General features: G+C 64.1%; 19 protein-coding genes. 10 read left to right on the forward strand and 9 right to left on the reverse strand.

The window, feature by feature from the left end:
• Positions 1–270 precede the first annotated feature (270 nt).
• From Q1L59_RS02815 to Q1L59_RS02825, 3 genes are all read right to left on the reverse strand, one after another.
• Complete coding sequence (locus tag Q1L59_RS02815; protein WP_300327781.1) at positions 271–1,344, reverse strand: GTP-binding protein; 1,074 nt, start codon at positions 1,342–1,344, stop codon at positions 271–273.
• An 86-nt stretch (positions 1,345–1,430) separates the two neighbouring features.
• On the reverse strand, positions 1,431–1,628 hold the full coding sequence (locus Q1L59_RS02820; protein WP_300327783.1) for a YbdD/YjiX family protein: 198 nt from the start codon (positions 1,626–1,628) through the stop codon (positions 1,431–1,433).
• Between the two features lie 6 nt (positions 1,629–1,634).
• Entirely contained in the window at positions 1,635–3,698 is a 2,064-nt protein-coding gene (locus Q1L59_RS02825) for a carbon starvation CstA family protein (RefSeq protein ID WP_300327785.1), read from the reverse strand.
• A gap of 572 nt (positions 3,699–4,270) precedes the next feature.
• Between Q1L59_RS02825 and Q1L59_RS02830 the strand changes: the two genes are divergently transcribed.
• Both Q1L59_RS02830 and Q1L59_RS02835 read left to right on the forward strand, forming a co-directional pair.
• Complete coding sequence (locus tag Q1L59_RS02830; RefSeq protein WP_300327787.1) at positions 4,271–5,551, forward strand: ATP-binding protein; 1,281 nt, start codon at positions 4,271–4,273, stop codon at positions 5,549–5,551.
• Between the two features lie 7 nt (positions 5,552–5,558).
• Positions 5,559–6,167 carry a hypothetical protein gene (locus Q1L59_RS02835; RefSeq protein ID WP_300327789.1) on the forward strand — a complete coding sequence of 203 codons (609 nt, stop codon included), beginning with the start codon at positions 5,559–5,561 and terminating at the stop codon, positions 6,165–6,167.
• An 84-nt stretch (positions 6,168–6,251) separates the two neighbouring features.
• On the opposite strand, the gene btsR is transcribed toward Q1L59_RS02835, so the two are convergent.
• The 5 genes from btsR to Q1L59_RS02860 all read right to left on the reverse strand — a co-directional run bounded on the left by btsR (position 6,252) and on the right by Q1L59_RS02860 (position 11,834).
• Positions 6,252–6,968, reverse strand: coding sequence for a two-component system response regulator BtsR (gene btsR, locus Q1L59_RS02840; RefSeq protein WP_300327791.1), 717 nt, complete (start codon positions 6,966–6,968; stop codon positions 6,252–6,254).
• On the reverse strand, positions 6,962–8,668 hold the full coding sequence (locus Q1L59_RS02845; protein ID WP_300327831.1) for a sensor histidine kinase: 1,707 nt from the start codon (positions 8,666–8,668) through the stop codon (positions 6,962–6,964). The genes btsR and Q1L59_RS02845 overlap by 7 nt, the downstream gene beginning before the upstream one ends.
• Before the next feature lie 679 nt (positions 8,669–9,347).
• Entirely contained in the window at positions 9,348–9,506 is a 159-nt protein-coding gene (locus Q1L59_RS02850; RefSeq protein ID WP_300327793.1) for a hypothetical protein, read from the reverse strand.
• Positions 9,503–10,675 carry a phosphoglycerate dehydrogenase gene (locus tag Q1L59_RS02855; protein ID WP_300327795.1) on the reverse strand — a complete coding sequence of 391 codons (1,173 nt, stop codon included), beginning with the start codon at positions 10,673–10,675 and terminating at the stop codon, positions 9,503–9,505. Before Q1L59_RS02855 ends, Q1L59_RS02850 begins: the two co-directional genes overlap by 4 nt.
• A 43-nt stretch (positions 10,676–10,718) precedes the next feature.
• Positions 10,719–11,834: a phosphoserine transaminase gene (locus Q1L59_RS02860; protein WP_300327797.1), complete on the reverse strand. Its 1,116-nt coding sequence runs from the start codon at positions 11,832–11,834 to the stop codon at positions 10,719–10,721.
• A 391-nt stretch (positions 11,835–12,225) separates the two neighbouring features.
• On the opposite strand from Q1L59_RS02860, the gene Q1L59_RS02865 reads away from it, so the two are divergent.
• The 8 genes from Q1L59_RS02865 to Q1L59_RS02900 all read left to right on the forward strand — a co-directional run bounded on the left by Q1L59_RS02865 (position 12,226) and on the right by Q1L59_RS02900 (position 24,596).
• Entirely contained in the window at positions 12,226–13,887 is a 1,662-nt protein-coding gene (locus Q1L59_RS02865) for an ATP-binding protein (RefSeq protein WP_300327799.1), read from the forward strand.
• Positions 13,884–15,548 (forward strand): ATP-binding protein, encoded by a 1,665-nt coding sequence (locus Q1L59_RS02870; RefSeq protein ID WP_300327801.1) that lies wholly within the window; start codon positions 13,884–13,886, stop codon positions 15,546–15,548. The genes Q1L59_RS02865 and Q1L59_RS02870 overlap by 4 nt, the downstream gene beginning before the upstream one ends.
• The gene (locus Q1L59_RS02875; protein ID WP_300327803.1) at positions 15,539–16,000 is read left to right on the forward strand and encodes a response regulator; all 462 of its coding nucleotides are present in this window, start codon (positions 15,539–15,541) and stop codon (positions 15,998–16,000) included. Before Q1L59_RS02870 ends, Q1L59_RS02875 begins: the two co-directional genes overlap by 10 nt.
• Positions 15,997–16,461 carry a response regulator gene (locus Q1L59_RS02880; protein WP_300327805.1) on the forward strand — a complete coding sequence of 155 codons (465 nt, stop codon included), beginning with the start codon at positions 15,997–15,999 and terminating at the stop codon, positions 16,459–16,461. Before Q1L59_RS02875 ends, Q1L59_RS02880 begins: the two co-directional genes overlap by 4 nt.
• A gap of 163 nt (positions 16,462–16,624) precedes the next feature.
• Positions 16,625–17,950, forward strand: coding sequence for a diguanylate cyclase (locus Q1L59_RS02885; protein ID WP_300327807.1), 1,326 nt, complete (start codon positions 16,625–16,627; stop codon positions 17,948–17,950).
• A 305-nt stretch (positions 17,951–18,255) separates the two neighbouring features.
• Positions 18,256–20,469, forward strand: coding sequence for a SulP family inorganic anion transporter (locus Q1L59_RS02890; protein WP_300327809.1), 2,214 nt, complete (start codon positions 18,256–18,258; stop codon positions 20,467–20,469).
• A gap of 98 nt (positions 20,470–20,567) precedes the next feature.
• Entirely contained in the window at positions 20,568–21,185 is a 618-nt protein-coding gene (locus Q1L59_RS02895; protein ID WP_300327811.1) for a DNA-3-methyladenine glycosylase, read from the forward strand.
• Positions 21,186–21,581: 396 nt separating this feature from the next.
• Complete coding sequence (locus tag Q1L59_RS02900; RefSeq protein ID WP_300327813.1) at positions 21,582–24,596, forward strand: CHAT domain-containing protein; 3,015 nt, start codon at positions 21,582–21,584, stop codon at positions 24,594–24,596.
• A 42-nt stretch (positions 24,597–24,638) separates the two neighbouring features.
• On the opposite strand, the gene Q1L59_RS02905 is transcribed toward Q1L59_RS02900, so the two are convergent.
• Positions 24,639–25,970, reverse strand: a complete 1,332-nt coding sequence (locus Q1L59_RS02905) for a UDP-glucose/GDP-mannose dehydrogenase family protein (protein ID WP_300327815.1) — start codon at positions 25,968–25,970, stop codon at positions 24,639–24,641.
• Positions 25,971–25,976: the final 6 nt, after the last annotated feature.

Consider the following 25,976-nt stretch of genomic DNA (forward strand, 5'->3'; position numbering starts at 1 on the left):
ATCCCCATAAGTACCGCCGTCGAGGCGCTTCAGTCCAACGAGGTTTATCTGCCGCGGAATCGCTTGCGGCTGGACCCGGCGCTTTCGGCGCGGCAGATAAACGCTGTTCGTTGTTGAAACGAAAAATTCACAACCGCTGAGCAGGCGCGGGGTCGACGCGGTGCTGGCGGATATCGAATCCGGCCATCCAGGCATGGCACGGCGTATCGCCGGGATGGGCGAGGACTTTCAGTTTCGCGAGATTCTGGATCTGTTACAGGCTTGCCAGCGCTAGGTTGCGGGCATCCGGGTCGCTGCTGGTCTGCCGTTCGCCGCCGCGGCCGCAGCTTGAAAAGTCGCGCGCAGCCGCGCTACTGGGAGGCGGTTGCCGATCAGCACGATACGCGATGTACGCGTTTGCCCAGGTGCCCAGGGCTCACCGTAAGCGAAGCCGGCGACGCGCTGTACGCCCTGAAAGATGAGTTTGCGGCTTTCGTCCGGGATGGCGAGGATTCCCTTGTAGCGCAGCAACTCGTCGCCCAATTCGTCGACCAGCGACTGGACGAAAAGACCGATTTGCTCAAGGTCAACCTCACCAGCCTCGAGCAGAAAGGATGAAATCTCGTCCTCGTGCGCGGCCGGTCGGCGCGACCAGCTGATGGCCGCGGGTGCTGGCATCGGCGCGAAACGAGCAGGAGAAAGGCTGGCGGAATCGGCGGCGAGGAGCGAGGCATCGAGATTGAAGCCTCTGATGCCGAGCAGCGAACCAGGTTCGGCGTGCCCGTTCTGCAGCAACTGCTGAGCTGCGCGCGGGTTGATGCAGCGTAGCCGCTCGGACAGCGAGGAAATCGCAGCCGCGTCGACCAGATCGCACTTGGCGAGCAGCAGCCGGTCGGCGAACCCGACCTGGCGCTGGACGACGCGATGTTGATCGAGCTGCCTGCTGGCATGCAACGCATCGACGACGACGACGATGCCGTCGAGCATGAAGTCGTCGCGCAGCTCCGGCGCAGCAAAGAAGGTCTGGGCGACGGCGCCGGGGTCGGCGAGCCCGGTCGTCTCGATGACGATCCAGTCGAAGGCCAGCCTGCCGGCTGCCCGTTGCGCGGCCAGGTCACGCAGGCCACGCACCAGGTCGGCGCTGACCGTGCAGCAGACGCAACCGTTGGTCAGTTCAACGAGGCCGCCCGGTTGGCGGGAAAGGAGCTGGCTGTCGATGTTGACGGCGCCGAACTCGTTTTCGACCACAGCGAAGCGCCGGCCTTGGGGTTGATTGAGCAACGCGTTGAGAACCGTCGTCTTGCCGGCGCCGAGAAAACCCGAGAGCAGGGTGACGGGGATGGGTAAGGCGGGGGTCGGGTTCATCGGTGGTCGATGGAGGAGAAGAGAGCAGGGCGCGGACGCCAGGAGTTTCGTTTGCGCCGGAGCAATGTGCCGGTTTTCCGACGCGGTCAACAACAGCCGCCGGAGCGGCCGGAACCGTACCTCGCTTCCTGGCGATTGCGGAAGAACTCCGTTTCGCTCATCACCGGCAGGTCGGGATGCGTCGCCCGCATGTGGGCGACATAGGTGCCGTAATCGGGCAGGCCGACCATCAATCTGGCCGCCTGCCCGAGATACGTGCCGAACCTCGCGAGGTCGTTGAACACGGACTGTCAGGCTCCGGCGGAGGGGATCGCCTCGTACGGCATCTCGCGACTGGTTACGCGGTCGTCACGCCAGGCTTTCAGGCTCGCGATAATCGTGTAGCAGAGCATGCTGACGACGACGAAGATGAAGAAGATCGCCAGCGCGGCGTCCAAATGGTTGTTGAACACGATCTGCTGCATTTGTTCGACGCTCTTTGCCGGGGCCAGGAGCTCACCCCGGTCGAGCGCGGCTTGGAACTTGTCGGCGAGAGCCAGGAAGCCGATCTTTGGATTAGTGTGGAAGACCTTCTCCCAACCGGCAGTCAGCGTGCAGACGAGCAGCCAGGAGGCCGGCACGATGGTCACCCAGGCATGCTTCTGCCGCTTCATCTTGAACAGGACGACCGTGCACAGCATCAGCGCCACACCCGCCAGCATCTGGTTCGAGATGCCGAACAGCGGCCACAGGCTGTTGATGCCGCCGAGCGGATCGACGACGCCCTGGTACAGGATGTAACCCCAGGCGGCAACACACAGAGCGGTAGCCGTCAGGTTGGACGGCCAGGAGTTGATCTGTCGCAAGGCTGGCACGAAGGTGCCGAGCAGATCCTGCAGCATGAAACGTCCGGCACGTGTCCCGGCGTCGCAGGCGGTGAGGATGAACAGGGCTTCGAAAAGAATGGCGAAGTGGTACCAGAAAGCCATCATCGCCTGCCCGCCGAAGACCTGCGAAAAGATCTGGGCCATTCCCACGGCCAGCGTCGGCGCGCCGCCCGCGCGCGAGAGGATGCTGTTTTCCCCGACATCCTTGGCTGTCTGCGTGAGCACTTCCGGGGTGATCACGAAGCCCCACTGCGAAATCACCTGCGCAGCGCCTTCGACCGTCTTGCCGATGATCGCTGGCGCGCTGTTCATTGCGAAGTAGACGCCCGGATCGATGACCGAAGCGGCGACTATCGCCATGATCGCCACGAACGACTCCATCAGCATGCCGCCGTAACCGATCATGCGCGCGTTCTTTTCGTTGTCGAGCAGCTTCGGCGTCGTTCCTGAGGAGATCAGTGCATGGAAGCCGGAAACCGCGCCACAGGCGATGGTGATGAAGATGAACGGAAACAGGCTTCCCGACCACACCGGGCCAGTACCGTCGACGAACTGGGTAACGGCCGGCATGCGCAGATTCGGTGCGACGTAGACCATGCACAGGGCGAGACCGACGATGGTGCCGATTTTCAGGAAGGTCGACAGGTAGTCGCGCGGTGCGAGCAGCAGCCACACCGGCAAGACCGACGCGACGAAGCCGTAGATGATCAGCATCCAGGTCAGTTGCTTGCCGTTGAAGGTGAATAACGGCGCCCAGGTAGCGCTCTCGGCGACCTGACCGCCGACCAGGATGGCGGCAACCAGCAGCACGAAGCCGACGAGCGAGATTTCGCCCACACGCCCTGGGCGGATGAAGCGGTTGTAGACGCCCATGAACATGGCGATCGGGATCGTCGCGGCGACGGTGAAGGTTCCCCAGGGGCTTTCCGCCAGCGCTTTGACGACAATCAGCGCCAGAACAGCGAGGATGATCACCATGATCATGAAGGTCCCGAAGAGGGCGATGATACCCGGGACGAAACCGAGCTCCGACTTGACAAGGTCGCCGAGCGAGCGCCCGTCACGACGCGTCGAGACGAAGAGAACCATGAAGTCCTGTACGGCGCCGGCGATGACGACGCCGACGATGATCCACAGCGTTCCCGGCAGGTAGCCCATCTGTGCGGCCAGCACCGGGCCGACCAGCGGGCCGGCGCCGGCGATCGCCGCGAAGTGGTGACCGAACAGGATGTACTTGTTGGTCGGCACGTAGTCGAGGCCGTCGTTGTGACGGACAGCCGGCGTCGCACGCGTCGGGTCGAGCTGCATCACCTGGTCGGCGATGAACAGGCTGTAGTAGCGGTAAGCGACGAGATAGATCGAAACCGCAGCAGTGACGATCCACAAGGCGTTGATGGTTTCGCCACGCGACAGCGCCACGGTGCCGAGGGAGAATACCCCGACTGCCGTCAAGAACCACCAGATGGCATGTTTGGAAACGATGTTCACGGCCCCTCCAGGAGTGAATTGTGTCATGGCGGTGGGCTGCAGCCTCTCGCAAAGCTGCCGACGCCGCCGCGGGAAACCGGTCGTCGAAGCCTGGTGAATGGCTGATCGACCAGGCACTGACAGGAAGTAAGCCCGCGGCGCGGGGACTCCTGACCTGGTGCAGCACGCAATCTAGCCCTGATTCTGACCGCCGTGCGTACCATCCGGCGAGCGGTCGGTGCGCGGATTGAGCGGTGTCCCGGGCCCGCCGAATGGCGCTGTTGCCCCTGTTTGGAAGTCGCGCGGCCCATAGAAACACGCGTCGGCCGGCCTGCTTCCTCGCTTCATGCGTTGGCGATCTCCCTGTCGAGCCGCGGCGATCGAATGACCGCCCGGCGTCTGCCGCGGTGAGTGACGATCGCGGGCGGCGAGTGCGCGCATGATCCCGAGGCAGGCTGCGTGCGGTGACGTGTTCGGGATCGATCGACCAGGACCAACGTTCTGACGGGAACGCGAACCGGCGGTTTCGTGCACACTGAAAGGCGCCTATACTCGCCGTTCTCGTCAAACCAACCGGCCTTGCGCACGCTGCGATGTTTTCCCGTATTCAGACGCGTTATTTCCGCAGCCTCAAGGCCGTCGATCAGGTCTTGGCACCGATGCAGGCGCTGGTCGGGCCAAACGCGAGTGGCAAGACGACCTTTCTTGACGTGATCGGTTTGTTGAGCGACCTGGTGCGCCAGCGAGGCGACGTGCGCGAGACCATCCTGTCACGCAGCGCGAGTTTCGACAAACTGATCTGGCAGGGGTCCGAGCGGGACTCCGACCCGAGAAACGCGTTTCAGCTTGCCGTCGAGGCGCCAATTCCGAAGGCCGTCCGCGCGCGCATGGCCGAAGGCAAGCGCCGCTTCACGTTCGTGCGCTACGAACTGGAGGTCGGCTTCGATGCGGCGAGCAATGAGCTGGGCCTCAACCATGAGACGCTGTCCTTGCGCACAAGCAACGAGGACGATCTGCCCGTGCAACGGGATCTCTTTCCGTTGGTACGGCAAGATGCGCCGTCGATATTCGTCGGTAAAGGACGACCGGGCTACAAGGTGGTAATGAAGAAGACACCCGGTGGCAACGACAACTACTACACCGAGGGGGCGAAGTCGTACTCCCCGTCGTTTCGTCTTGGGCGCGGCAAGCTGGCCCTGGCGCACATCCCTGCCGATGAGGCCAGCTTTCCGGTCAGTTCGTGGTTTCGCGATCTGCTCGAGACGGGGGTGCGGAAGGTGGTACTGAACAGTCAGATCATTCGCCGAGCGAGTCCTCCGGGGCTGGGTCGCGACTTCCAGACGAATGGTGCGAACCTGCCATGGGTAATAGCCGAGTTGCGGCGCGATCGGCAGCGCTTTGAACACTGGCTGGATCATGTACGCACCGCACTGGAGGACATCGCCGACATCGACACGATCGAACGTGAGGACGATCGCCACCGCTATCTGGTGATCAAGTACGCCAACGGTGCTGAGGTGCCCTCGTGGCTGGCCTCCGACGGTACCCTGCGCCTGTTGGCATTGACGATAACGGCTTACTTGAAGGATCTCGATGGCGTCTTCCTGATCGAAGAGCCGGAAAACGGCATCCATCCGCGCGCCATCGAGACCGTCATCCAGTCGCTCTCGTCGATTTATGACGGTCAGGTGCTCATCGCCACGCACAGCCCGGTTGCGCTGAACATGCTCGACCCCGCGCAGATCCTTTGTTTTGCCAAGGACAGCACGGGCGCGACGGACATCGTTGCCGGCGACCGGCATCCTGCCCTGCAGCAATGGAGACAAGGGAAGCCCGATCTCGGCGTCCTGTTTGCTGCCGGCATTCTGAGCTGAGACGGCCGTGCAGGACCTGGTGGTGCTGGTTGCCGACAAGAACATGCAGTTTGCCCTGCGCGGTGCGCTGGGCCGCCCACAAGCCCTGGGAACCCGGCCGTTGACTTGGGACATCCGCCCGCACATGGGTCGTGACGGCGGTGTGCGGACGAGTGGCGCCGACATGCTGGCATGCGACGCTGGCCGTTTTTCGCACGCGCTCATGCTTTTGGATTTTCAAGGCTGCGGGCATGAGGAACGGGAAACTCCTTTGTCGCTGGAAGGAAAACTGGACGAGCAACTGCAACGCGTCTGGGGGTCGCGTGCCAAGTGCATCGTCATCGCGCCGGAAGTCGATATATGGCTCTGGGGAAGCGATCGCGTGCTGCACGAAGCTCTTCAGTGGTCCACGGAGGAATCGATTCGTGACTGGCTGCGCCACCGCGGTTTCGAATTCGATGCTGCCGGCAAGCCGCTGCAGCCGAAGGAGGCGATCGAAGCCGTTTGCCGTAGGCAAAAGCGGCCGCGGTCTTCGGCCATCTACGAGAGCATCACGGGACGCGTCAGTCTTCAACACTGCACCGACCAGACGTTCCAGCGATTGCGAGCGCAGCTCCTTGCCTGGTTTGCGCCGTGAGTGCAAGACATCACGCCAGGCGGCAAGCGTCGGCTGGGCGATTGCACGTTTGTTCTTGTGACACAATCGGCGGGGCGAAATCTCTCACGGAATCAGCAGGCGATCCTTCATCTCGCGCAGATGACGGCGGCTGACCGGCACCCGTCTGCCGCTGCGCGTGACGATCTCGGCGGCGCCATTGTCGAGCAACTCGATCTCGGCGATCTGATCGAGGTTGACCAGGAACTGTCGGTGGCAACGAATCAAGGACGAACGCTCTTGCAGGATCTTGAGGCTCAGTTCGGTGGTCCCCTGCCGCTCCTTACCGACGACCTGGACGCCGGCGATGTCGGTGTGGACGAACTCCACTTCGTCGAGCGGCAGAAGAAAGATGCGGTTGCGGCCGAAACAGGGAACCTGGCGCAGCTTCTCGGCCGATCCCGGAAACGCCGTGCCGGAGCGCCGGACTCCCGAGCGCAACCAGTCGAGCGTGCGGGCCAGCCGTTGCGGGTCGATTGGCTTGAGGAGGTAATCGGCGGCGTGTTCCTCGAAGGCTTGCAAGGCGTGTTCATCGTAGGCGGTGACGAAGACGATCTGCGGCAGCGCCGAAGCGTCGATCATGCCGACCATTTCGAGCCCGCTCACGCGCGGCATTTGAATGTCGAGGAAGACGACATCCGGACGCAGGCGACGGATGGCCGACAGCCCTTCGATCGCGTTGGCGCATTCGCCCAGCACCTCGATGTCGGCGGCTGCGGCGAGCAGGGTCTTGAGTTCCTCGCGCGAGGGTGCTTCGTCATCAATGATCAGCGCAGTCAGCATGGTGCAAGTTCCTCTTCCACCGGTAGACGAATAGCCACGCGCGTCCAGCAATCGCGTTCGCAGCTCACCTCGATGCCGTAAGCCGCACCGTAGCGAATCTTGATCCGCCGATCGACCAGGTTCATCCCCAGGCCTTCGCCTCCCGGTGTCGGCCGATACAGGCCGGCGCTGTCCTCGACGACGATCGTCAGCACGCCCTCCTGCCGTTGGGCGCTGATCCGGATGGTTCCCGCCTCGAGCATCTGGGCGATGCCGTACTTGATCGCGTTCTCGATGATCGGTTGCAGCGAGAAGGCGGGTAGACGCAGCCGCCGCAGATCGGCGGGAACGGCGTACTGGACATCGAGGCGATCGGCGAAGCGCGCTTGTTCGATGCGCAGGTAGGCATCGACATGCTCGATTTCATCGCCGAGCGTCGCCTCGTTGCCGACCCGCTTGAGGCTTTTGCGGAAGAAGGTCGACAGGTATTGCACAAGCTGCCGCGCCGCCTCCGGGTCGCGGCGAATCACTGCCGCCAGCGTGTTCAGCGCATTGAACAGGAAATGCGGGTTGATCTGCGCCTGCAGGAGCTTGATTTCCGATTGCGCGAGCAGTCGTTTCTGTTCCTCGATCCGGCCGGCAAGCACCTGATTCGAGAGCAGGCGTGCGATCCCTTCGCCGAGCGTGCGATTGAGCGAGGAAAACAGTTTCCGCTTCGGTTCGTAAAGCTTGATCGTCCCGAAGACATGGTTGGCTTCATCCCGCAGCGGGATGACCAGACACGAACCGAGCTTGCAGTCCTTGCTCAGCGAACAGCAGTAGGGAAGGGTAGCTCCGTCGGCATAGACGACTTCATTGCGTTCGATGGCGTGTCGCGTGTGCGGTGAAGCAATGGGCGTACCCGGCAGATGGTGGTCGGCACCGATGCCGACGAAGCCGAGCAGCTTTTCGCTATCGGTGATCGCCACCGCACCGACGCCGGTTTCTTCCTGAATGACGCTCGCCATGCGCTTGCAGTTATGCTCGTTGAAGCCCTGCAGGAGCACGCCGACCGAGCGCTCGGCAATGCGCAGCGCTTTCGCCGAGAAGGCAATCGAATACTTCTCCAGCGTTTCCCGGCGGTCGAGAATCAGGCGCATGAAGAGGGCCGCTCCGACGGCATTGGTCAGCGTCATCGGCAGCACGATATGCGCGACCAGGCGGGCAGCCTGGTCGAACGGCCTGGCCATGAGCAGGATGATCAGCATCTGTAGCAACTCGGCGCCGAGCGTCGTCCAGAACGCAAGTGTCGGGCTGAGCAGCCGGTCGGCGCGCTGGCTGCGAAGCAGGTAGAGGTGCAGGCAGCCGCCGATCACGCCTTCGGCGGTCGTAGACACCGCGCAGGCGGCGTCGGTGAAGCCGCCGAGCGAGTAGCGATGCAGGCCGCCGGTGAGGCCGACGGCGAGGCCCACCACCGGTCCACCGAGAAGGCCACCGAGGACGGCGCCGATGGCACGCGTGTTGGCGATGGCGCCTTCGATCTGGAAGCCGAGGTAGGTGCCCATGACGCAGAAGCCGGAAAACACCAGGTAGCAGACCAGCCTGCCGGGCAGGCGCACGGTTACCTGCATCAGCGGCGCGAACAGCGGCGTCTTGCTCAGCAGGTAGGCGATCACGAGATAGACGCACATCTGCTGCATCAGGCTGCCGATCAGTTCCAGATGATTGATTTCATCGAGCATCATGGTCTGCGTGTCGGGAGGTGGATCGGGCCGATTCTACGACCTTGTCGCGCAAACGGCGCTGCTCGATGCATGCAGCCGGTGCTGGAGAACCATTTCTTGGCGACGACGCTCAGCCAGGCGGGCGAGCTTGCCGCACGACGATGATCGACCGCAAGCACAAGCTCCGGGTCTGCTACCCGTTCGGCTTACTCCTTCTGTCCGCCGTGCTCGACGGGACCCCGAGGCGGGTGCTCGCCTGGCGGCCCACCAAGGCCTTGGCGACTGACTCCTCTCGCGCTGCGCTGGGCGAGGCCATGCACTGCACGGCTGCCGGCAAAGTCGGGCAGCAGCGAGGTGCTGAGGCCTCAGCGCAACCTCGACAAGTTCGTCTGACGCAGGTCACGATGCCATCGCTGAAAGCGACGGGGTCGGTCCAAGCGACGGGTTCGGTCCGACTTTCGGGAACTCGGCAAACGCGGCGTATCTGTCCGCGAAGCACGCAACGTCAGCCAGTCCGCGCGTGGTCGATGGCGGGTGTCGCTGACCCCGCTCGGTTCCGTCGTGCTTCCGTTGCGCCTCTTCGGACCAATTGGCCTTGCGAGGCGTGCAAACGAGTAGGGATTTGCTGCATCGAACCGCCGGCTACGGCAACCGCGCTACGGCGCGTGGAAGCCGGCAGGCCGACCGCCCGACCGCTTTACCACTCGCCGCTCTCGTTGGCCAGGATTTCTTCCAGTTCGACCAGATCCTTGCGGTTCTGGCGGATGATCAGGACGAAGACACCCGCCAGGAGCAAGGCGAAGGCAAGCGCCGGCAGAGCCTGCCAGGCTGCGCCGTCGACGAACAACTGCGTCATATCACCCGCACGCGGATCACGTGTTCAAGCGCACTGATCGCCGCGACCACATCGTCGCTTGGCGGATGTTCGACATCGATGATGTTGAAAGCCAATTCGCCGCGGCTCTTGTTCATCATGTCGACGACGTTGACCTTGCTTTCGGCGAGGACCGATAGCACCTGACCGAGCACGCCGGGAACGTTGTTGTTCGAGAAAGTGATACGCGCCGTGCCGGGTCGGCGCTCCATGACGACCTTCGGGAAGTTGACCGAATTGACGATGTTGCCGTTTTCCAGATAGTTCACCAACTGGTTGGCGGCCATCACGGCGCAGTTTTCTTCGGATTCCTCGGTGCTCGCACCAATGTGCGGCATGGCGATGACTCTGGGATGGCCAAGCAGGGCCAATTCGGGGAAGTCGCACACATATTTGCCCAGTCGACCGGCGTCGAGACTGCGCAGGACCGCTTGCGCATCGACGATCGCGTCGCGCGCAAAGTTGAGCAGGACGGCGCCCTGCTTGATCGTTGCCAGCGTGTCGGCGTTGATCATGTGGCGCGTGGCGTCTGCTGCCGGGACGTGCAGCGAGACGTAGTCGGAGCGCGCGAGCAGCGCTTGCAGGTTCTCCATGCGGCCAACGTCGCTCGACAAACGCCATGCGGCGTCGATCGACAGCACCGGATCGAAGCCGATCACCTGCATCCCCATGGCCAGCGCCATATTGGCGACCATCGAGCCGATCGCGCCCAGGCCGACGATACCGAGCGTCTTGCCGCGAATTTCGCTGCCGGCAAAGCGCGCCTTCTCCTTCTCCAGGCGCTGCGACATCTCGCTAGGGTCGCTCAGATCGGCCAGCGACTGGACGTAGTTCATGCCGTCGACGATACCGCGGGCACTGAGCAGCATGCCGGCCATGACCAGCTCCTTGACGGCATTGGCGTTGGCGCCCGGCGTGTTGAAGACGACAATGCCGAGTTTGCCGTAGTCGGCGACCGGTACATTGTTGACCCCGGCGCCGGCGCGCGCGACGGCGAGCAACGAGGGAGGGACTTCGATTCCTTGCAGCTTTTGGCTGCGCAACAGGAAGGCGTCGGGGTGGGCGATGTCGCTGCCGACTTCGTAGTTCTGACGTGGGAACCGGTCAAGGCCCTTGACCGAGATCTTGTTGTAGGTTCGGATCTTGTACATGGATGGCTCGCTGGAAAAGGTCTGCAGGAGGGGGCTGCTGGGCTCAGGCGCTGACCTGTGCGTAGGCCCAGGCCAGCCAGGGCATCAGGGCAGCGAGGTCGGAGGTTTCGATGGTCGCTCCGCACCAGATGCGTATGCCCGCCGGCGCGTCCTTGTACGAGCCAATATCGTAAGCCACACCTTCGCTTTCGAGCAGTTTCACCATTTTCTTCACCTGCTCGGCCGACAGATCGACGCTCAGGCAGACGCTGGTGTTCGAACGCGTTGCGGGGTCGGCGGCCAGGAAGGAAATCCATTCGTTGGCGGCGACGAAGTCGGCGATGACGCGCAGGTTGGCTTCGCTGCGCGCAATTGCAGCCGGCACGCCGCCGATGCTTTCGATCCAATTCAGCGCGTCGAGATAATCGGCGACGCAGAGCATCGATGGCGTGTTGATCGTTTCCCCGCGGAAGATTCCCTCGCTCAGCTTGCCCGCCGAGGTCAGCCGGAAGACCTTGGGTAGCGGCCAGGGTGGGGTATAGCTTTCCAGCCGCTCGACCGCGCGCGGACCCAGAATCAGCATGCCGTGCGCCCCCTCGCCGCCGAGCACCTTCTGCCAGGAGAAAGTGACGACATCGAGCTTGTCCCAGGGAAGATCCATCGCGAAGACTGCCGAGGTTGCGTCGCAGATCGTCAAGCCGGCGCGCTCGGCTGGAATCCAGTCGCCATTCGGCACACGCACGCCGGAGGTCGTTCCATTCCAGGTGAATACAACGTCATGGTCGAAATTGACCTCGGCCAGGTCGACGATGGCGCCGTAGTCTGCCTTCAGCACCCGGGCGTTCGGCAGTTTCAACTGCTTGACCACATCGGTTGCCCAACCGGAGCCGAATGACTCCCAGGCGAGAACGTCCACCCCGCGTGCGCCGAGGAGCGACCACAAAGCCATCTCGACCGCACCGGTATCCGATCCCGGTACGACGCCGACCCGGTAGGTTTCCGGCAGCCCAAGGATGCGGGCCGTTTCCGAACAGGCCAGGCCAAGCGCCTTTTTGCCGAGAGCCGAGCGGTGCGAGCGGCCCAGGGTGTCGAGCTGCAGCGCCCGGACATCGTAACCAGGACGCTTGCTGCACGGACCCGATGAAAAGTTGAGATTCTTGGGTTTGACTGTCGGTTGCATGATTGCCTCTGTCTGGAGAAAAAGAAACCAGGCGAATGCGCCAGGTCGCGCCGCGCTTGCGGCTGGCTTGAAACGGCTTGCCATTGTAACAGAGAGCGTTTTCGCCGGGATCAGGCGCCCGCCCAGCGTCGCCGTGGCGCAGCCCACCGCGCGGCGAGCCTGGCCGGCAGGCCAGCCGCTCAGAGCGCCTAAAGAAAGCCGGAAAACGGCCGTAAGAGGTATCGGGAGACGCTTTCTGCCCGACTGCGAAGGGTCGGATCGCGCCTCCAACGAGCGTGCAGCAGGCGCTTTTCCCTGCGTCGTGGCAGATCGCCGCAAAGGCGTCGCCCAGATGCTCCTTGCGCCCAGCCGATGCCCGGGCGAATCTTCCGACAGGTACAAAGGACAACCCGTGACAGCAGACCTCGACCGCCTCGAGATGGACGACCCGGCTGTTGAAGACAGTTCCGGCAGCGACATCTGGATTGATGAAAGCGGGACGGCGCCTAGCGCAATGGGCGAGGCGTGGAAGGTGTTGCTGGTCGACGATGAAGCCGATGTGCACGCGGTGCTGCATCTCGCATTGCGCGATGTGCTGGTGGACGGTCGCCCGCTGCACTTGCTGGATGCGCGCTCGGCTGGCGAAGCAAAAGCGCTCCTGCTTGCGCACCGCGATGTGGCGCTGATTCTGCTCGATGTGGTGATGGAATCCGATCGGGCCGGGCTGGATCTCGTCCGGCACGTACGCGATGTGCTCGCCAACCGCAGCGTGCAGATCGTCCTGATCACCGGACAACCGGGCTATGCCCCGCAGCGCGAGGTGGTCAGCGATTACGAAATCAACGGCTACCGGCTGAAGTCCGAGCTGAATGCCGACCGGGTTTATGTTTCGGTTTGCTCGGCGATTCGTACCTACCGCCTGATCTGCGAGCACGAGGCCTTGCAGCGCGATCTGCAGCACAAGGTCGAGGAACTGGACAGGGCGATGCGTGCGCTTGGCGAAAGCGAGGCAAATCTGATCCGCGCTCAGTCGGTCGCGCATGTCGGCAGTTGGACCTACGACCTGATGACCGACGAAATGCACCTGTCGGCTGAAACCTGCCGCATCTTCGGCGTCCGCGAGGGAGCACGCGGCAACTATCGGGCGTATCTGGCGCAGGTGGTTCCGGAAGACAGAGCTCCCCTGGAGGAAGCGTGGCGCTTGGCGATCGAGCGCGGCCAGACCTTCGAACACGAACACCGGATCGTCGTCGGCGCGAGCGTTCGGCACGTGCGCCAGATAGCGGACTTCAGTTGCGGTGCGGACAGCAGGCCAGGGGTTTGCCTGGGAACGACGCAGGATATTACCGAGCGCAAACAGGCCGAGCAGGAGCTGAAACGCTCGAATGCCGAACTCGAGCGCTTCAGTTACGCCATATCGCACGATCTGCGCCAACCGCTGCGCATGATCTCGAGTTACCTGCAGCTACTCGATGCCCATCTGGGCGACAAGCTGGAGGGTGAGCAGCGCGAGTTCTTCAGTTTTGCGATCGATGGCGCGCGACGCCTGGATCAGATGCTCGTTGCGCTGCTCGACTACTCGCGCGTCGGCCGACTGGGCGAACCTCCGGCCTGGGTGGACAGTCGGGCGATTCTCGATGAAGCTCTGCTCTTCCTGCAGCCGGCGCTCGCCGAAAGCGGCGCGCAGATCTCGGTGCAGGGTATCTGGCCGCGCGTTTTTGTCCGCCCGGACGAGATGCTGCGCCTGCTGCAGAATCTGATTGGCAACGCCGCCAAGTTCCGCCTCGCCGGACGGGCTCCGGAAATCGGCATCAGCAGCAGCGTGTCAAGTGGTCACTGGCACCTGCAAGTCACCGACAACGGCGTTGGTATTCACCAGGGACAGAAGGATCGCCTGTTCCATGTCTTTCAGCGATTGCAGAGTCGCTCGACCTTTGAGGGTACCGGCGTGGGCCTGGCGCTATGCCGCAAGATCGCCGAGCATCACGGTGGCCGAATTTGGGCCGAGTCAGCCGGCGATGGCCTGGGGAGCACGTTCTGCGTGGCCTTGCCCCTGCCGGAAGGCGAGCCGTGAGAACATCGGCCAAGCAGTGCGGGCTGGCACTTGTCGGTGCAGTGGCCGACGATCTCCAGCGCGCGGCATACCGTTGGCCGGTACGCATCCAGGCGATCGTCTTCTTCATCGTCGCCATGCTGGTCGCTGGCGTCATCTGGCATCAGGAGCGCGCGCGCCTGTCTGAGGAGCGGAGCCGGGCGGCCGATCTGGCGGCCGCCCAGGTACACGCCATCGAGCTCGGGATCGAACGGGTTCTTGGCGCAACCCACGCGCTGGCCGCGATGCTCCGGCATGGCAACGGATCGATCGACGATTTCGAGGCCGCCGCCAGGCACATGCTCGGCGCGTATCCCGGGGCGATCGGCCTGCAACTGGCCCCGGACGGCGTCGTCCGTCAGGTCTTTCCGCTACGCGGTGTCGAAGAGTCGATCGGCTACGACCTGCTGCGCGACCCGGTGCGTGGCGAGCAGATGCGCCAGGCGCGTGCGAGTGGTCAGGTCGTTGTGCTTGGACCGTTCCATCTGCTTCACGGCGGCCTGGCGGCGGCCGGACGCCTGCCGGTCTTTCTCGACAACGGGCAGGGACGCGAGGTCTTTTGGGGTTTTGCCATCGTGCTCTTCTCGTTGCCCGAGGTGCTGACGCAGGCTCGCCTGAGCGACTTGGGCGAGCGCGGCTACGTCTACCGGTTGTTGCGTGGAACGAACAAGGGTGACGAGCAGCGCATCATCGTCGCCTCGTCGGCTGACCCTCCGCCTGAACCGGTGCAGCAACCGCTGCACCTGGCGAGTCTGGGGTGGACTCTGGAGCTTGCCCCGCAAGCCGGCTGGAATCATCCCTATGGGCTGCTCGGGAAGATTCTTGCCGGCCTCGCGTTCAGCCTGCTGCTCGCTTGGCAGGCGGGTTGGCAGCGACGATCAATGGCCGCGCGCCGCGCGCACGAAGAGGCGCTCGAACAGCGCTTGGCGCAACGCGCTGCCGATCTGCAGCGTTTCGCCGAGGTAACCGCGCACCATCTGCAGGAGCCGGCGCGCCGTGTCGTCAGCTACAGCGGGCGATTGCGTGAGCAGCTCGCCGGCCGGATCGACGACCGTGAGGTGGCGATGTCGCTCGACTTCATTTGCGCGCAGGCCGAGCGCTTGCGCAAGCTGCTCGGCGACCTCGAACTTTTCTTGGCAGCAGATCAACCGCTGGGCAAGAGCGAGCCATGTGATGGTGCCGAGACGGTGCGTTCGGTGCTTGTCCGCTTCTCCGGGCAGATTGCCGCGGCTGGTGCAAGGGTCGTTGTCGGCCAGCTCCCACCCGTGTTCATCGATGCCCGCCGGCTGGCGCACATGTTCGAGATTGCCCTGGATAATGCCCTGCGCCATGCGCGCGGCGAGCAGCCCCTGGTCATCGAGATCACCGGACTTGCGCAGGGACAGCGCGTGCGTTACTTGATCAGCGACAACGGACCCGGCATCGAGGAAGAGTATCGCGAGCGGGTGTTTCGTGTCTTCGAGCGCTTGTCGTCCGGCGGTGAGGGCACCGGTGTCGGCTTGGCGATCTTGCGCCGTATTGCCGAGAGCGCCGCTGGTCGCGCCTGGCTCGAAGAAGCGGTGAGCGGTGGCTGCTGCGTGGTTCTCGAATTACCGGCGAGCAGTCAGCCTGAGGCTTTGCTTCGGGGGGCTCGATGGCCATAGACTCGACCGCCAGCGAGCGACCGGCGCTGATTCTGCTCGTCGAGGACGAAGCAGCCGACGCGCATCTGGTTCGCCTTGCCCTACGCGAGAACAGCGTTCAGGCCGATTTGGCGCATGTGCTTGACGGTCGCGAGGCGCTTGCCTATCTTCGCCGAGAGGGTCCGTCGTTCGTTGCCGCCCAGCGGCCCGACCTGATCCTGCTCGATCTGAACATGCCACGCATGGATGGTTTCGAGTTCCTGGCGGCAGTCAAGCGCGACGCTGGCCTGCGGGGGATACCGGTTGTTGTGCTCAGCACTTCGGACGCCGAGCGTGACGTGCGCAGCGCCTACCACCTGGGAGCAGCAGGTTACGTCGCCAAGTCGTCCAGTGTGAGCGAACTGATCGCCGGTTTTGGCCGGCTGAGTCAATACTGGCTTACACTTGCAAGATTGCCCACGCACGGCAGATGAGTGAAGAAGAGGCCATGGTCGATTCCCAACGTAGCAACCGCATGCTGATGGTTGAGGACGAGGCGGGTGACGCCCGTCTCTTGCAGTTGGCGATGCGCCAGAGTGGCTTTTCCGCCGACATCGATCACGTCTGGGATGGCTACGAAGCGCTCGACTATCTGCGTCGCGCCGGTCAGCAGCGGCAGCGCGCACCACGCCCCGACCTGATCGTGCTGGATCTCAAAATGCCTCGCTTGAGTGGCCTGGATTTTCTTGCGCTGATCAAGCAGGACGGCGACTTGCGGGCCATTCCGGTGGTCGTCTTCAGTTCGTCGCTGCTCGAGACCGACGTGCGCTCAGCCTACGAACTCGGTGCCGCCGGCTACCTGATCAAACCAGCCGACTTCCAGGAGTTGATCAGTATGGTACGTATCCTGGGTGAATACTGGTTCACGCTCGTGCGTTTGCCGCACAACGACTGACAGGCCAGGAGACTCCGAGGCGGGGGCGATGAGGCAGGATGACAACTTTTTCTGGGACTGTGAACAAGCATAGCGCGCCACCGACGCGGGCACCTCGGGTAACGGCGTTCAACTGCGGTCAGACGGCGCAGACGGCGCACGTGGATGCCCAGGAGAACGCCGGATGAACAGATCGGCGCAGCAGCAGATCGCGATTCTCGTCATCGAAGACGATCCGGGCGATCTTCGGCTGATTCAGTTGAACATTCGGCGCGCTGGCGTGCAGACGCTGAGCCGCGAGAACGCGTTGATCTGCGCGCGGACGCTGCGTGAAGGTATTGCGGTTGCCGCGACGAGTCCGCCGGACGTCGTCCTTCTCGACCTGTCGCTGCCCGATTCATCCGGGCTGGCTACCGTGCAGGCGCTGCGCGCTGAAGTCCCGGGAGTGCCGATCGTCGTCCTCACCGGTCAGGATGATCATCAGCTTGCCGAAGCTGCGCTGCAGGCTGGTGCGCAGGACTATCTGGTCAAAGGTCAGTTTGAGCACGATGCGCTCGGGCGGGCGATCAGGCATGCGCTGGTCCGCCAGAAGCTCGAATCGCGCCTGCGCCTGTTCGAGGCGGCCTTGAATTCAGCCGCCAATGGTGTCCTGATAACCAACCTGGACTCGACGATCGAATGGGCGAATCCGGCGTTCACCCGGATGACCGGTTTGTCGCTGGCCGAGGCGGTTGGCCGCAAGCCGAACGAGATCCTCAATTCGGGCAAGCAGGAGGCCCGTTTCTACCAGAACATGTGGCAGACGATACTGGCTGGCGAAGTATGGAGCGGCGAACTCGTAAACCGGCGCAAGGACGGTAGTCTGTACGACGAGGCATTGACCATTTCTCCGGTTACCGACGCCAAGGGAGCGATCCGCCATTTCGTCGCGATCAAGCAGGACATTTCCGAGCGCAAGGCGAATGAGGAGCGCGTCCAACACCTTGCGCATCACGATCAATTGACTGATCTGCCCAATCGCGTGCTGCTCAGCGACCGCCTGGCACAGGCCCTGGCGCAGGCGCGGCGCGACCGCGGCACGCTGGCCGTGATGTTTCTCGACCTCGACAAGTTCAAGCCGGTCAACGACATTCTCGGTCACGATGTCGGCGATCTCCTGCTGAAGGAAGTCGCACTGCGCCTGCGGACCTGCGTTCCGCGCGAGTCGGATACCGTTTCACGTCTCGGCGGTGATGAGTTTGTCATTCTCCTGGCGCAGATCGACAAGGCTGCGGATGCGGCTTTGGTCGCCAGGAAAGTACTGCTGGCGCTGAGCCAACCGTTCACCATCGGGCCCCATGCAATCGACATTTCGACCAGTATCGGCATCGCTGCCTACCCGCAGCACGGTGAAGACGTCAGCCAATTGCTGAAAAGCGCCGATATTGCGATGTATTATGCGAAGAACGACGGGCGCAACTGCTATCGCTTCTTCCGCGACCTGAACGAAGCTAACGTGCTGAGCGGCTGAGGCGCCGGGAACCGGCGCCGGGCGCTGCGGTCTGTGGGATAAGGCCCTGCCCACTGGGCAGGGTATCATCGCAGGCCGAGCGTGGCGGCTTGCGCCTCACCCAATTGCCGGATGGCAGTGGCGGTGCTCGCATGGGCGGGTACTTGTCATGCCAGCCGAAGACACTGCAACCGCGGCAAACGACCGGCGGTTGCTGTAACACGCTCGGTTGAACAGAAAAGATCGAGTGGCGTTGGGACTCGCTCAGCTCGTCCGGGCTGCTGCGAGGATCGCATGTCGTCGCAATATCCAGTGGGGAGGGAAGCGTGGAACTGACACTGAAGCTCAAGAATGACAAATTGGCCGGCGACTTCTGGGGTGGGCTGGCAGCCATGCTCGTCGCCCTGCCGTCGGCCATCGCTTTCGGGGTGACGATCTACGGGTCGATCGGGCCGGGCTATGCGGGCCTTGGCGCTTTGGCCGGCATTCTCGGGGCGACGGCACTTGGTCTGGTAGCGCCGGCGCTCGGTGGAACCAACCGCCTGATCACGGCGCCGTGTGCACCCGCTGCCGCCGTTCTCTCGGCGTTTGCCATCGGTTTGGTGCAGCAGGAAGTCGAGGCACCCTTCATCGTTCTCATGCTGACTGCGCTCGGCCTGGTTGCCGGGATCGTGCAGTTGTCGCTGGGATTCATGGGCATCGGCAGCCTGATCAAGTACATCCCGTTTCCGGTGGTCAGTGGCTACCTGACCGGGGTGGGGCTGATCATCATCGGCAGCCAGATCCCGAAATTTCTCGGCGTTTTCGGTGGCTACTCGCTGTGGAAAACGCTCATCTCTCCCGAGTTGTGGCATTGGCAGAGCCCCGTCATCGGAGCAGTGACCGCTGGCGTCATGATCCTCGCGCCGATGGTGACGCGCGCTGTGCCGGCAGCGATTCTTGGCCTGTTGGCGGGCGTGCTGACCTACTTTGGCTTGGCCTTCTGGGTGGACGAGTCGATGTTCGTCGTCGAGGGCAACAAACTGATCATCGGCACGCTCGGCGGTTCTGCGTCGAGTTTGCTCGACGCGATTACCGGTCGCTGGCGCGAGATTGGCGAACTGAAGCTGAGCCAGATCGGCAGCTTGCTCGGAACCGCGTTCACCTTGGCCGTGTTGCTGTCGATCGATACGCTGAAGACCGCCGTCGTGCTCGACGCGCTAACCCGCTCGCGCCATGATTCGAACCGCGAACTGGTCGCGCAGGGCGTCGGCAACATTGCTTCCGCCTGTGCCGGCGGCATGCCTGGAGCCGGACAGATGGGCGCCACGCTGGTCAATCTGGCCAGTGGTGGGCAGACGCGCGTTTCGGGTGTGGTTGAAGGCGTCCTGTCGCTGATCGCTTTCCTCCTTCTTGGTGCGTTCATTACATGGATTCCGGTTGGCGCTCTGGCCGGAATTCTGATCGTCGTCGGCTTCCGGATGATCGACCGTCATAGCCTGCAACTGCTCGAGTCGCCGTGGACGATCATGGACTTCATCGTCATCGTCGTCGTCGTCGCGGTAGCCGTCGGCTACAGCCTGATCGCGGCCTCCGGCGTCGGCATTGCACTGGCGATGTTCCTCTTCATCCGCGAGCAACTCGGCAGCACGATCATCCGCAACAAGATCGACGGGTCGAACCGTTTCTCGAAGCGCGTACGCCTGGCGCAGGACATGGATCTGCTCGCCAAACGAGGAAACGAGGCAGTGATCCTCGAGTTGCAGGGCAGCTTCTTCTTCGGGACAAAGGACCAGCTCTATCTGGCACTCGAGCCCGAACTGCGTAAACGTAACTACATCGTGCTCGACATGCGGCGTGTTCAATCGGTCGACGTGACCGCCGTGCATTTGCTCAGTCAGATCCGGGATTCGCTAAGCGAGCGCGGCGCCTATCTGATTTTCAGTGGCTTGTCACATACCTTGCCGAATGGGCGCAACATCGCGGAGTTCTTCGACCGGATGGAACTGACGACGACGACCGAGCGTGTCAAGGTCTTCCAGACGCTGGATGAGGCGGTCGAGTGGATCGAGGACCAGATTCTCGGCGAGAGCCCGGTAAAGGCTGCCGAGTTGCCGCCGCTCGAAATCTACGAGCTCGAGATCTTCAAGGACTGCAAGGAGGATACGCTGATCACACTGGCCGAGTTGCTCGAACGGCGATCGGTGGCCAAGGACGAGAAGGTTTTTGCCCTGGGCGATCCAGGCGACCAGTTGTACCTGATTCGCAAGGGTGTCGTGCGCATCACGTGGCCGGAGTCGGGTGCCAAGACCTCGTACCACACGCTGACCTACGGACGTGGCGACTTTTTCGGCGGCGTCTCGTTCATTTCCGGGGTCAGCCGGATGAACGACGCGACAGCGACCGAAGACACCGAACTCTTCGTCATGCGGCGCGAGGTGTTCGATCAACTGCGGGAAGACCACAAGCGGCTTGCCTTCCATCTGGTAGAGTCGATTGCCAAGATTCTCGCGTCGCGCTTGCGCTACGCCGACAAGGAGTTGATGGCCATTCAGGAATAGGCAGGAGCGATGGGCAATGCCTCAGCGCATCCCCCAGCGCATCCCGCAGCGCATCCTCGTACCGACCACTGGCCGGCACTCGTCGCGCGGGCCCCGGCATGACGCCTGCCTATTGGCCGCAGGCGACGCGCGAACTGACGGCGGCCGACGACACTCTGGCCGAGCTGATCGGGCGCTATGCCGGTCTGGCCCTGATCTCGCGTGGCGATCCTTTCGTCACCCTGGTTCGCTCGATCGTTGGCCAGCAAATTTCGGTCAAGGCCGCCGACAGTGTCTGGGCGCGCGTTCTGGCCGCGTTGCCAGCGATCACGCCAGACGCCGTATTGGCCAGCGATGCAGCGACCTTGCGTGCTTGCGGCCTGTCCGTGCGCAAGGTCGAGTACGTCAGCGATCTGGCGCGACACTTTGCCACGGGCTGTATCCATGTTGATCATTGGGCCGCAATGAGCGATGCTCAGATCATTGCTGAACTCGGCGCGGTTCGCGGCATAGGTTTGTGGACGGCGCAGATGTTTCTGATCTTCAACCAGTTGCGCCCGGACGTTCTGCCCCTCGACGATATTGGCCTGCAGAAGGCGGTGGCCTTGCACTATTGCGCCGGCGAACGCCCCGATCGGCGGCGACTGGCCGGTTTTGGCGAACGCTGGCGTCCCTGGCGTTCGGTGGCGACCTGGTATCTGTGGCGCAGCCTCGACCCACTGCCGGTCGAATACTGAGCGCGCGTCGAGCAATCGTCGCGGGCGGGCAGGGCGCACCGCTCGCGCGAGTGAACGCCGAGGCCGAGCCATCTGAGTAAGCAAGAAGGGGGCGAGCCGGCAGTGCGGCGGCCCGGGCGTGCCGACGATCCGGTACTGGCCCCGAGCCTGGCCCAGGCGGCGAAGCGTTTGGGCAGACTATCAGTGCGTTGCGCGATTCGCTAACATCGGCATTCACGCCGCTTTGCCGGCGAGCTTGGCGAGGAGAGCATCGGTATGGCAAGAGCTTCATCTTCATCCCACGGTGTGAATTCGCTCGGGACGCGGACGGCCGTCTGGAAGCAACGCTTCCTGGCCTGTTGCGTTGCAGCAGGCTGCCTGTGGCTGCCAGCGTTTTCAGCGCTGGCGCAAAGCGAAATGGAAGACGAAGCGCCGACCGAGGAGGGTGACTTCGACAGCGGGGCGAGCAAACTGAGCCATGACGAGGCCGTGCGGCTGCTTGCCCAGCCCTTGCCCGAAGAGCCCGCGGCGCGCTTCGCCACGCTCCAGCGTCAGTACCGCGCCGCGCAGCGGCTCGACGAACGCGATCGGCAGGTCGATCTCGCGCGCCAGTTGGTCGAAGCGGGCCGCGGGCGGGCCGACGGCGAGACGTGGATCCCGACCTATCTCAGCGCTGAGTTCACCTGGGGCAGCCAGGGCAGGGCGCTTGCCGCCTGCGAACCGCTGCTCGAGGACGATCGGCTTTCGCTGCCGACGCGTGCGCTGGTCGCTTTGCGGCAGACCTACTTCGCGGCGCAGGGTAATGACCGCAGCTTGCTGATGCGTTTCTGGTCGCGCGCCGACAGTCTGGCGGAAAAGGCGATTCGGCAGCACCCAGAGCGCTCGCCACAAATCGGCGTTCTGCGCCTGCATGCGCGCTCCGAAATCGAACGCTGGCAGGGCGATGCTGCCGCCTCGGTGGCGACGCTGCGCCAAGCGGTGACCTTGGCCCGCCGCGAAGTACGCAACGCGCGTGCGCAGAGCAAGGATGGGCGTGACGCCGCGACGCTCAGCGCCTACGGTTGGCTGGACTCGTCGCTTGGCCTGCTGACCTACGCGCTGGTTCGCCAGGCGCGGGTACAGGAGGCGATTGATTTGGCGCAAGCAAATCTGGCGCTGTGGCGCGCCGGCGAAATTGGTGATGGCTACGGCGCTCGCTGGAACTACCGCCTGGCGACCAGCCTGAACGCCACGCAGCAGTATGAAGCGGCGCTGGCGGCGGCTCGTTTGTCCGACGAGATGCTGCACAAGGCCGGTGCGAGCAGCGCCAGCCACACGCGCTGGCTGGCCCGGCAGGAGCTTGTGCGCGCACTGATCGGCCTGCGTCGCTGGCAGGAGGCCGACGAGTCGTACCGCAGCTTCCTCGCCGCCATGCCGGCCGACCTGCTGGCTCGCACGCGGGCGTCCGACTGGCGTCTGCTGGCGCTGTTGGGTGCCAAGAACGGTCGTCTGGACGAAGCGCTCGAACAAGCCGAGCGTTCGCACCGCTTCCGCCTCCGCCTGTACGGCAGCCGCCATCCGCAGACGCAGGAAGCGGCCGGGGTGCGTGGCGTCGTCCGCTTGCTGCGTGGAGATCTCCGATCAGCGCTCGGCGATTACGAGGACCTCTTTGCCGCGACGCTCGACAATCCGGGTGGCTGGCTCGATCTCGACCTGCGCGGCGTACGCGGCTACGTTTTTGGCATCGCCTTCGACGAATTCCTGCGCTACGTGGGCGAACGCGCCCTGCGCGGCGAGAGCGTAGACCCGCAGCTCAGTGAACGCGCGCTGCAGATCGCCGAGCGCAGCAGCCTGAGCGTGACGCAGCGGGCGTTGGCCGACAGTACGGCGCGCGTTCTGGCGAGTACGCCGGCGCTGCGCACGCTCGTCGAGCAGGAACAGACGCAGCGGCGGGCGGTGGCCGCGCTCTTCAGCCAGGTGGCGGGCGCGCTCGGGCGGGAAGACCAGTTGCGCCGCGAGGCGCAGACCGAGGCGTTCAAGGCGCTGCCCGAGAGCGAGCGGAAGGCGCACGGCGAACGCCTGCGCCACGCCCGCGAGCAGGTCAAGGCGCAACAGGCGGAAGCGCTGACCGCGCGCAACACCCTGAACGCGCAGCGGGCAGCGATGGCCAAGCAATTTCCCGGCTACGCCGATCTGATCACGCCGGCGACGCCGCGCGCCGAGGAACTGCAGCGCCTGCTCGGCCAGGGCGAGGCGCTGCTCGTGGTCCATTCGACCGACAGCGCGACGCTCGCCTGGCTGCTCACCGCCGATGGTGGCAGCCGCTTTGCCGCCAGTCGCCTGAGCCGGCGCGATCTTGCCCAACGCGTCGCAGAGCTGCGCCGCATGCTTGACTTGTCCGACCAGCCGGTCGGGCGCGAGCCGGCGCTCCAGCCAGCGCTGCTGCACGCGCTCTACCGCGAAATCTTCGGCCGCTTCAGCGACAGGCTGAGCGGCCTGCGGTCGCTGATCGTCGCCACGCAGGGGCCGTTGGCCAGCCTGCCGCTGGCGGCGCTGGTCACCGACGCGGCGCCGGACGGCGGCGCTCCCGCCTGGCTGATCCGGCGGCTGGCGGTGACGCAGGTGCCCTCGGCTTCCGCCCTGCATGCGCTGCGCCGGGTGCAGCCGGCGCCTGCCGCACGCGCGATGATTGGCTTTGCCGATCCCGTGTTCACCGCTGCGGGCGATAAGCTGGCGGCGAGCGCAGCACCTCCGCCGGCCAACCGGTCGGCGGCGGGCGCGTCGCGGCGCGCGGCGCCGGCGCGCGCTGGCCGGGCCGTTGGCGGACGCTACGACGCCGAGTGGGGCTTCCGCTATGGCGAGATGCCACCGCTGCCGGAGACCCGCGGCGAAATGCTGGCGGTCGCTGCGGCGGTCGGGGCCGACCCCGACAACGATCTGTTTTTCGGTGCGCGCGCGACGCGAAGAGCGGTCCTGGACGCCGACCTGAGTGACCGGCGGGTCGTCGGCTTTGCCACGCACGGCCTGATGCCCGGCGACGCACCGGGAATCGGCAAACCGGCGCTCGCCATGGCGGCGACTGCCGACGACGGCGAATCGCCACTGCTCGAACTCGACGACGTGCTGAACCTGCGCCTGAATGCGCAGTGGGTGCTGCTTTCGGCGTGCAACACGGCGGCTGGCGAGCGGGGCGGTGCGGCGATGTCGGGGCTGGTCCGCGGCTTCTTTTTCGCCGGTGCGCGTTCGGTGCTGGCGACGCATTGGGCGGTCGATAGCGAGTCTTCTGCGGCGCTCAGCACGGCGACCTTCGAGGCGGCGAAAGGCGGCACGGCGCGTGCCGAAAGCTTGCGTCAGGCGCAGCTTGCGCTGATCGACGGCCGCATCGGCGCTGGCCGCTGGAGCCATCCCTACCATTGGGCGCCGTACGCCTTGTTCGGCGATCCGCAACGGTGAATGCTGTCGCTGTGCCGGCCGGCCGGCCGGCCGGCTTGGCGCTCAGCGGGCGCCCTGGCGGCCGATCGCGTGGTATTCGATGGCGGCGGCCAGAATCATCTTCGGCTCATAGAGGTTGCGGCCGTCGAAGACCACCGGTTGCTTCAGTGCGGTGCGCAGCGTGGCGAAATCCGGGCTGCGAAACTCCTTCCACTCGGTCACGATGGCCAGAGCGTCGGCCCCCACCAAAGCCGCCATCGGGCTCGTCGCGTAGCTCAGCCGCGACTCGTTGGCGAAGATGCGTTGCGCTTCGTTGATGGCGACCGGGTCGTAGGCGCAAACCGTTGCGCCGCGCTGAAACAGTTCCTGCAGCAGGACGCGCGATGGCGCTTCGCGCATGTCGTCGGTATTTGGCTTGAAGGCCAGCCCCCAGAGGGCAAAGTGCCGGCCGCTCAGATCCTCACCAAAACGCGCGACGATCTTCTTCGCCAGGACGCGCTTCTGATGGTCGTTGGCGTCTTCTACTGCGGCGAGCACCTGTAGTTCCATTCCCGCATCGCGCGCTGTTCGCTGCAAGGCCTGAACGTCTTTCGGGAAGCAGGAACCGCCGTAACCGCAACCAGGGTAGAGAAAATGCCAGCCGATGCGCGGGTCTGAACCGATCCCCTGGCGAACCTGCTCGATGTCGGCCCCCAGCAACTCGGCCAGATTGGCCAGTTCGTTCATGAAACTGATGCGGGTTGCGAGCATCGCGTTGGCGGCGTACTTGGTCAGTTCGGCCGAGCGGACGTCCATGATCAACAGGCGCTCACGACTACGCTGGAAAGGCGCGTAGAGCGTGCGTATCAGATCGATCGCGCGTTCATCGTCGGCGCCGACGATGATCCGGTCGGGTCGCATGAAGTCTTCGACGGCCGCACCTTCCTTGAGGAACTCCGGGTTCGAGACGACCGCGAAGGGCAGGTCAAGGCCACGTGCGGCGAGTTGCTCGGCGATCGCCGCGCGTACGCGGTCGGCGGTGCCCACCGGGACGGTGCTCTTATCGACGACAACGCAATAGGCGTCCATGTGGCGCCCAATACTGCGTGCAGCGGCGACGACATACTGCAGGTCGGCCGAACCGTCCTCATCGGGTGGCGTCCCAACCGCGATGAACTGAAACTGCCCCCACTTCGCTGCGCGCTCGACATCGGTGGTGAATTGCAGGCGACCGGCGGCCACGTTGCGGCGTACGATCTCGAGCAGGCCCGGCTCGTGGATGGGAATGCCGCCTTCTTCCAGAATGCGGATCTTGTGCTCGTCGAGGTCCAGGCAAAGGACATTGTTGCCGACTTCGGCCAGGCAGGCTCCGCTGACCAGGCCAACGTAACCGGTGCCGATGACTGTGATTTTCATGATGGT

Origin of the sequence: Accumulibacter sp., from assembly GCF_029255125.1 — a bacterium.
GTDB lineage: Bacteria > Pseudomonadota > Gammaproteobacteria > Burkholderiales > Rhodocyclaceae > Accumulibacter.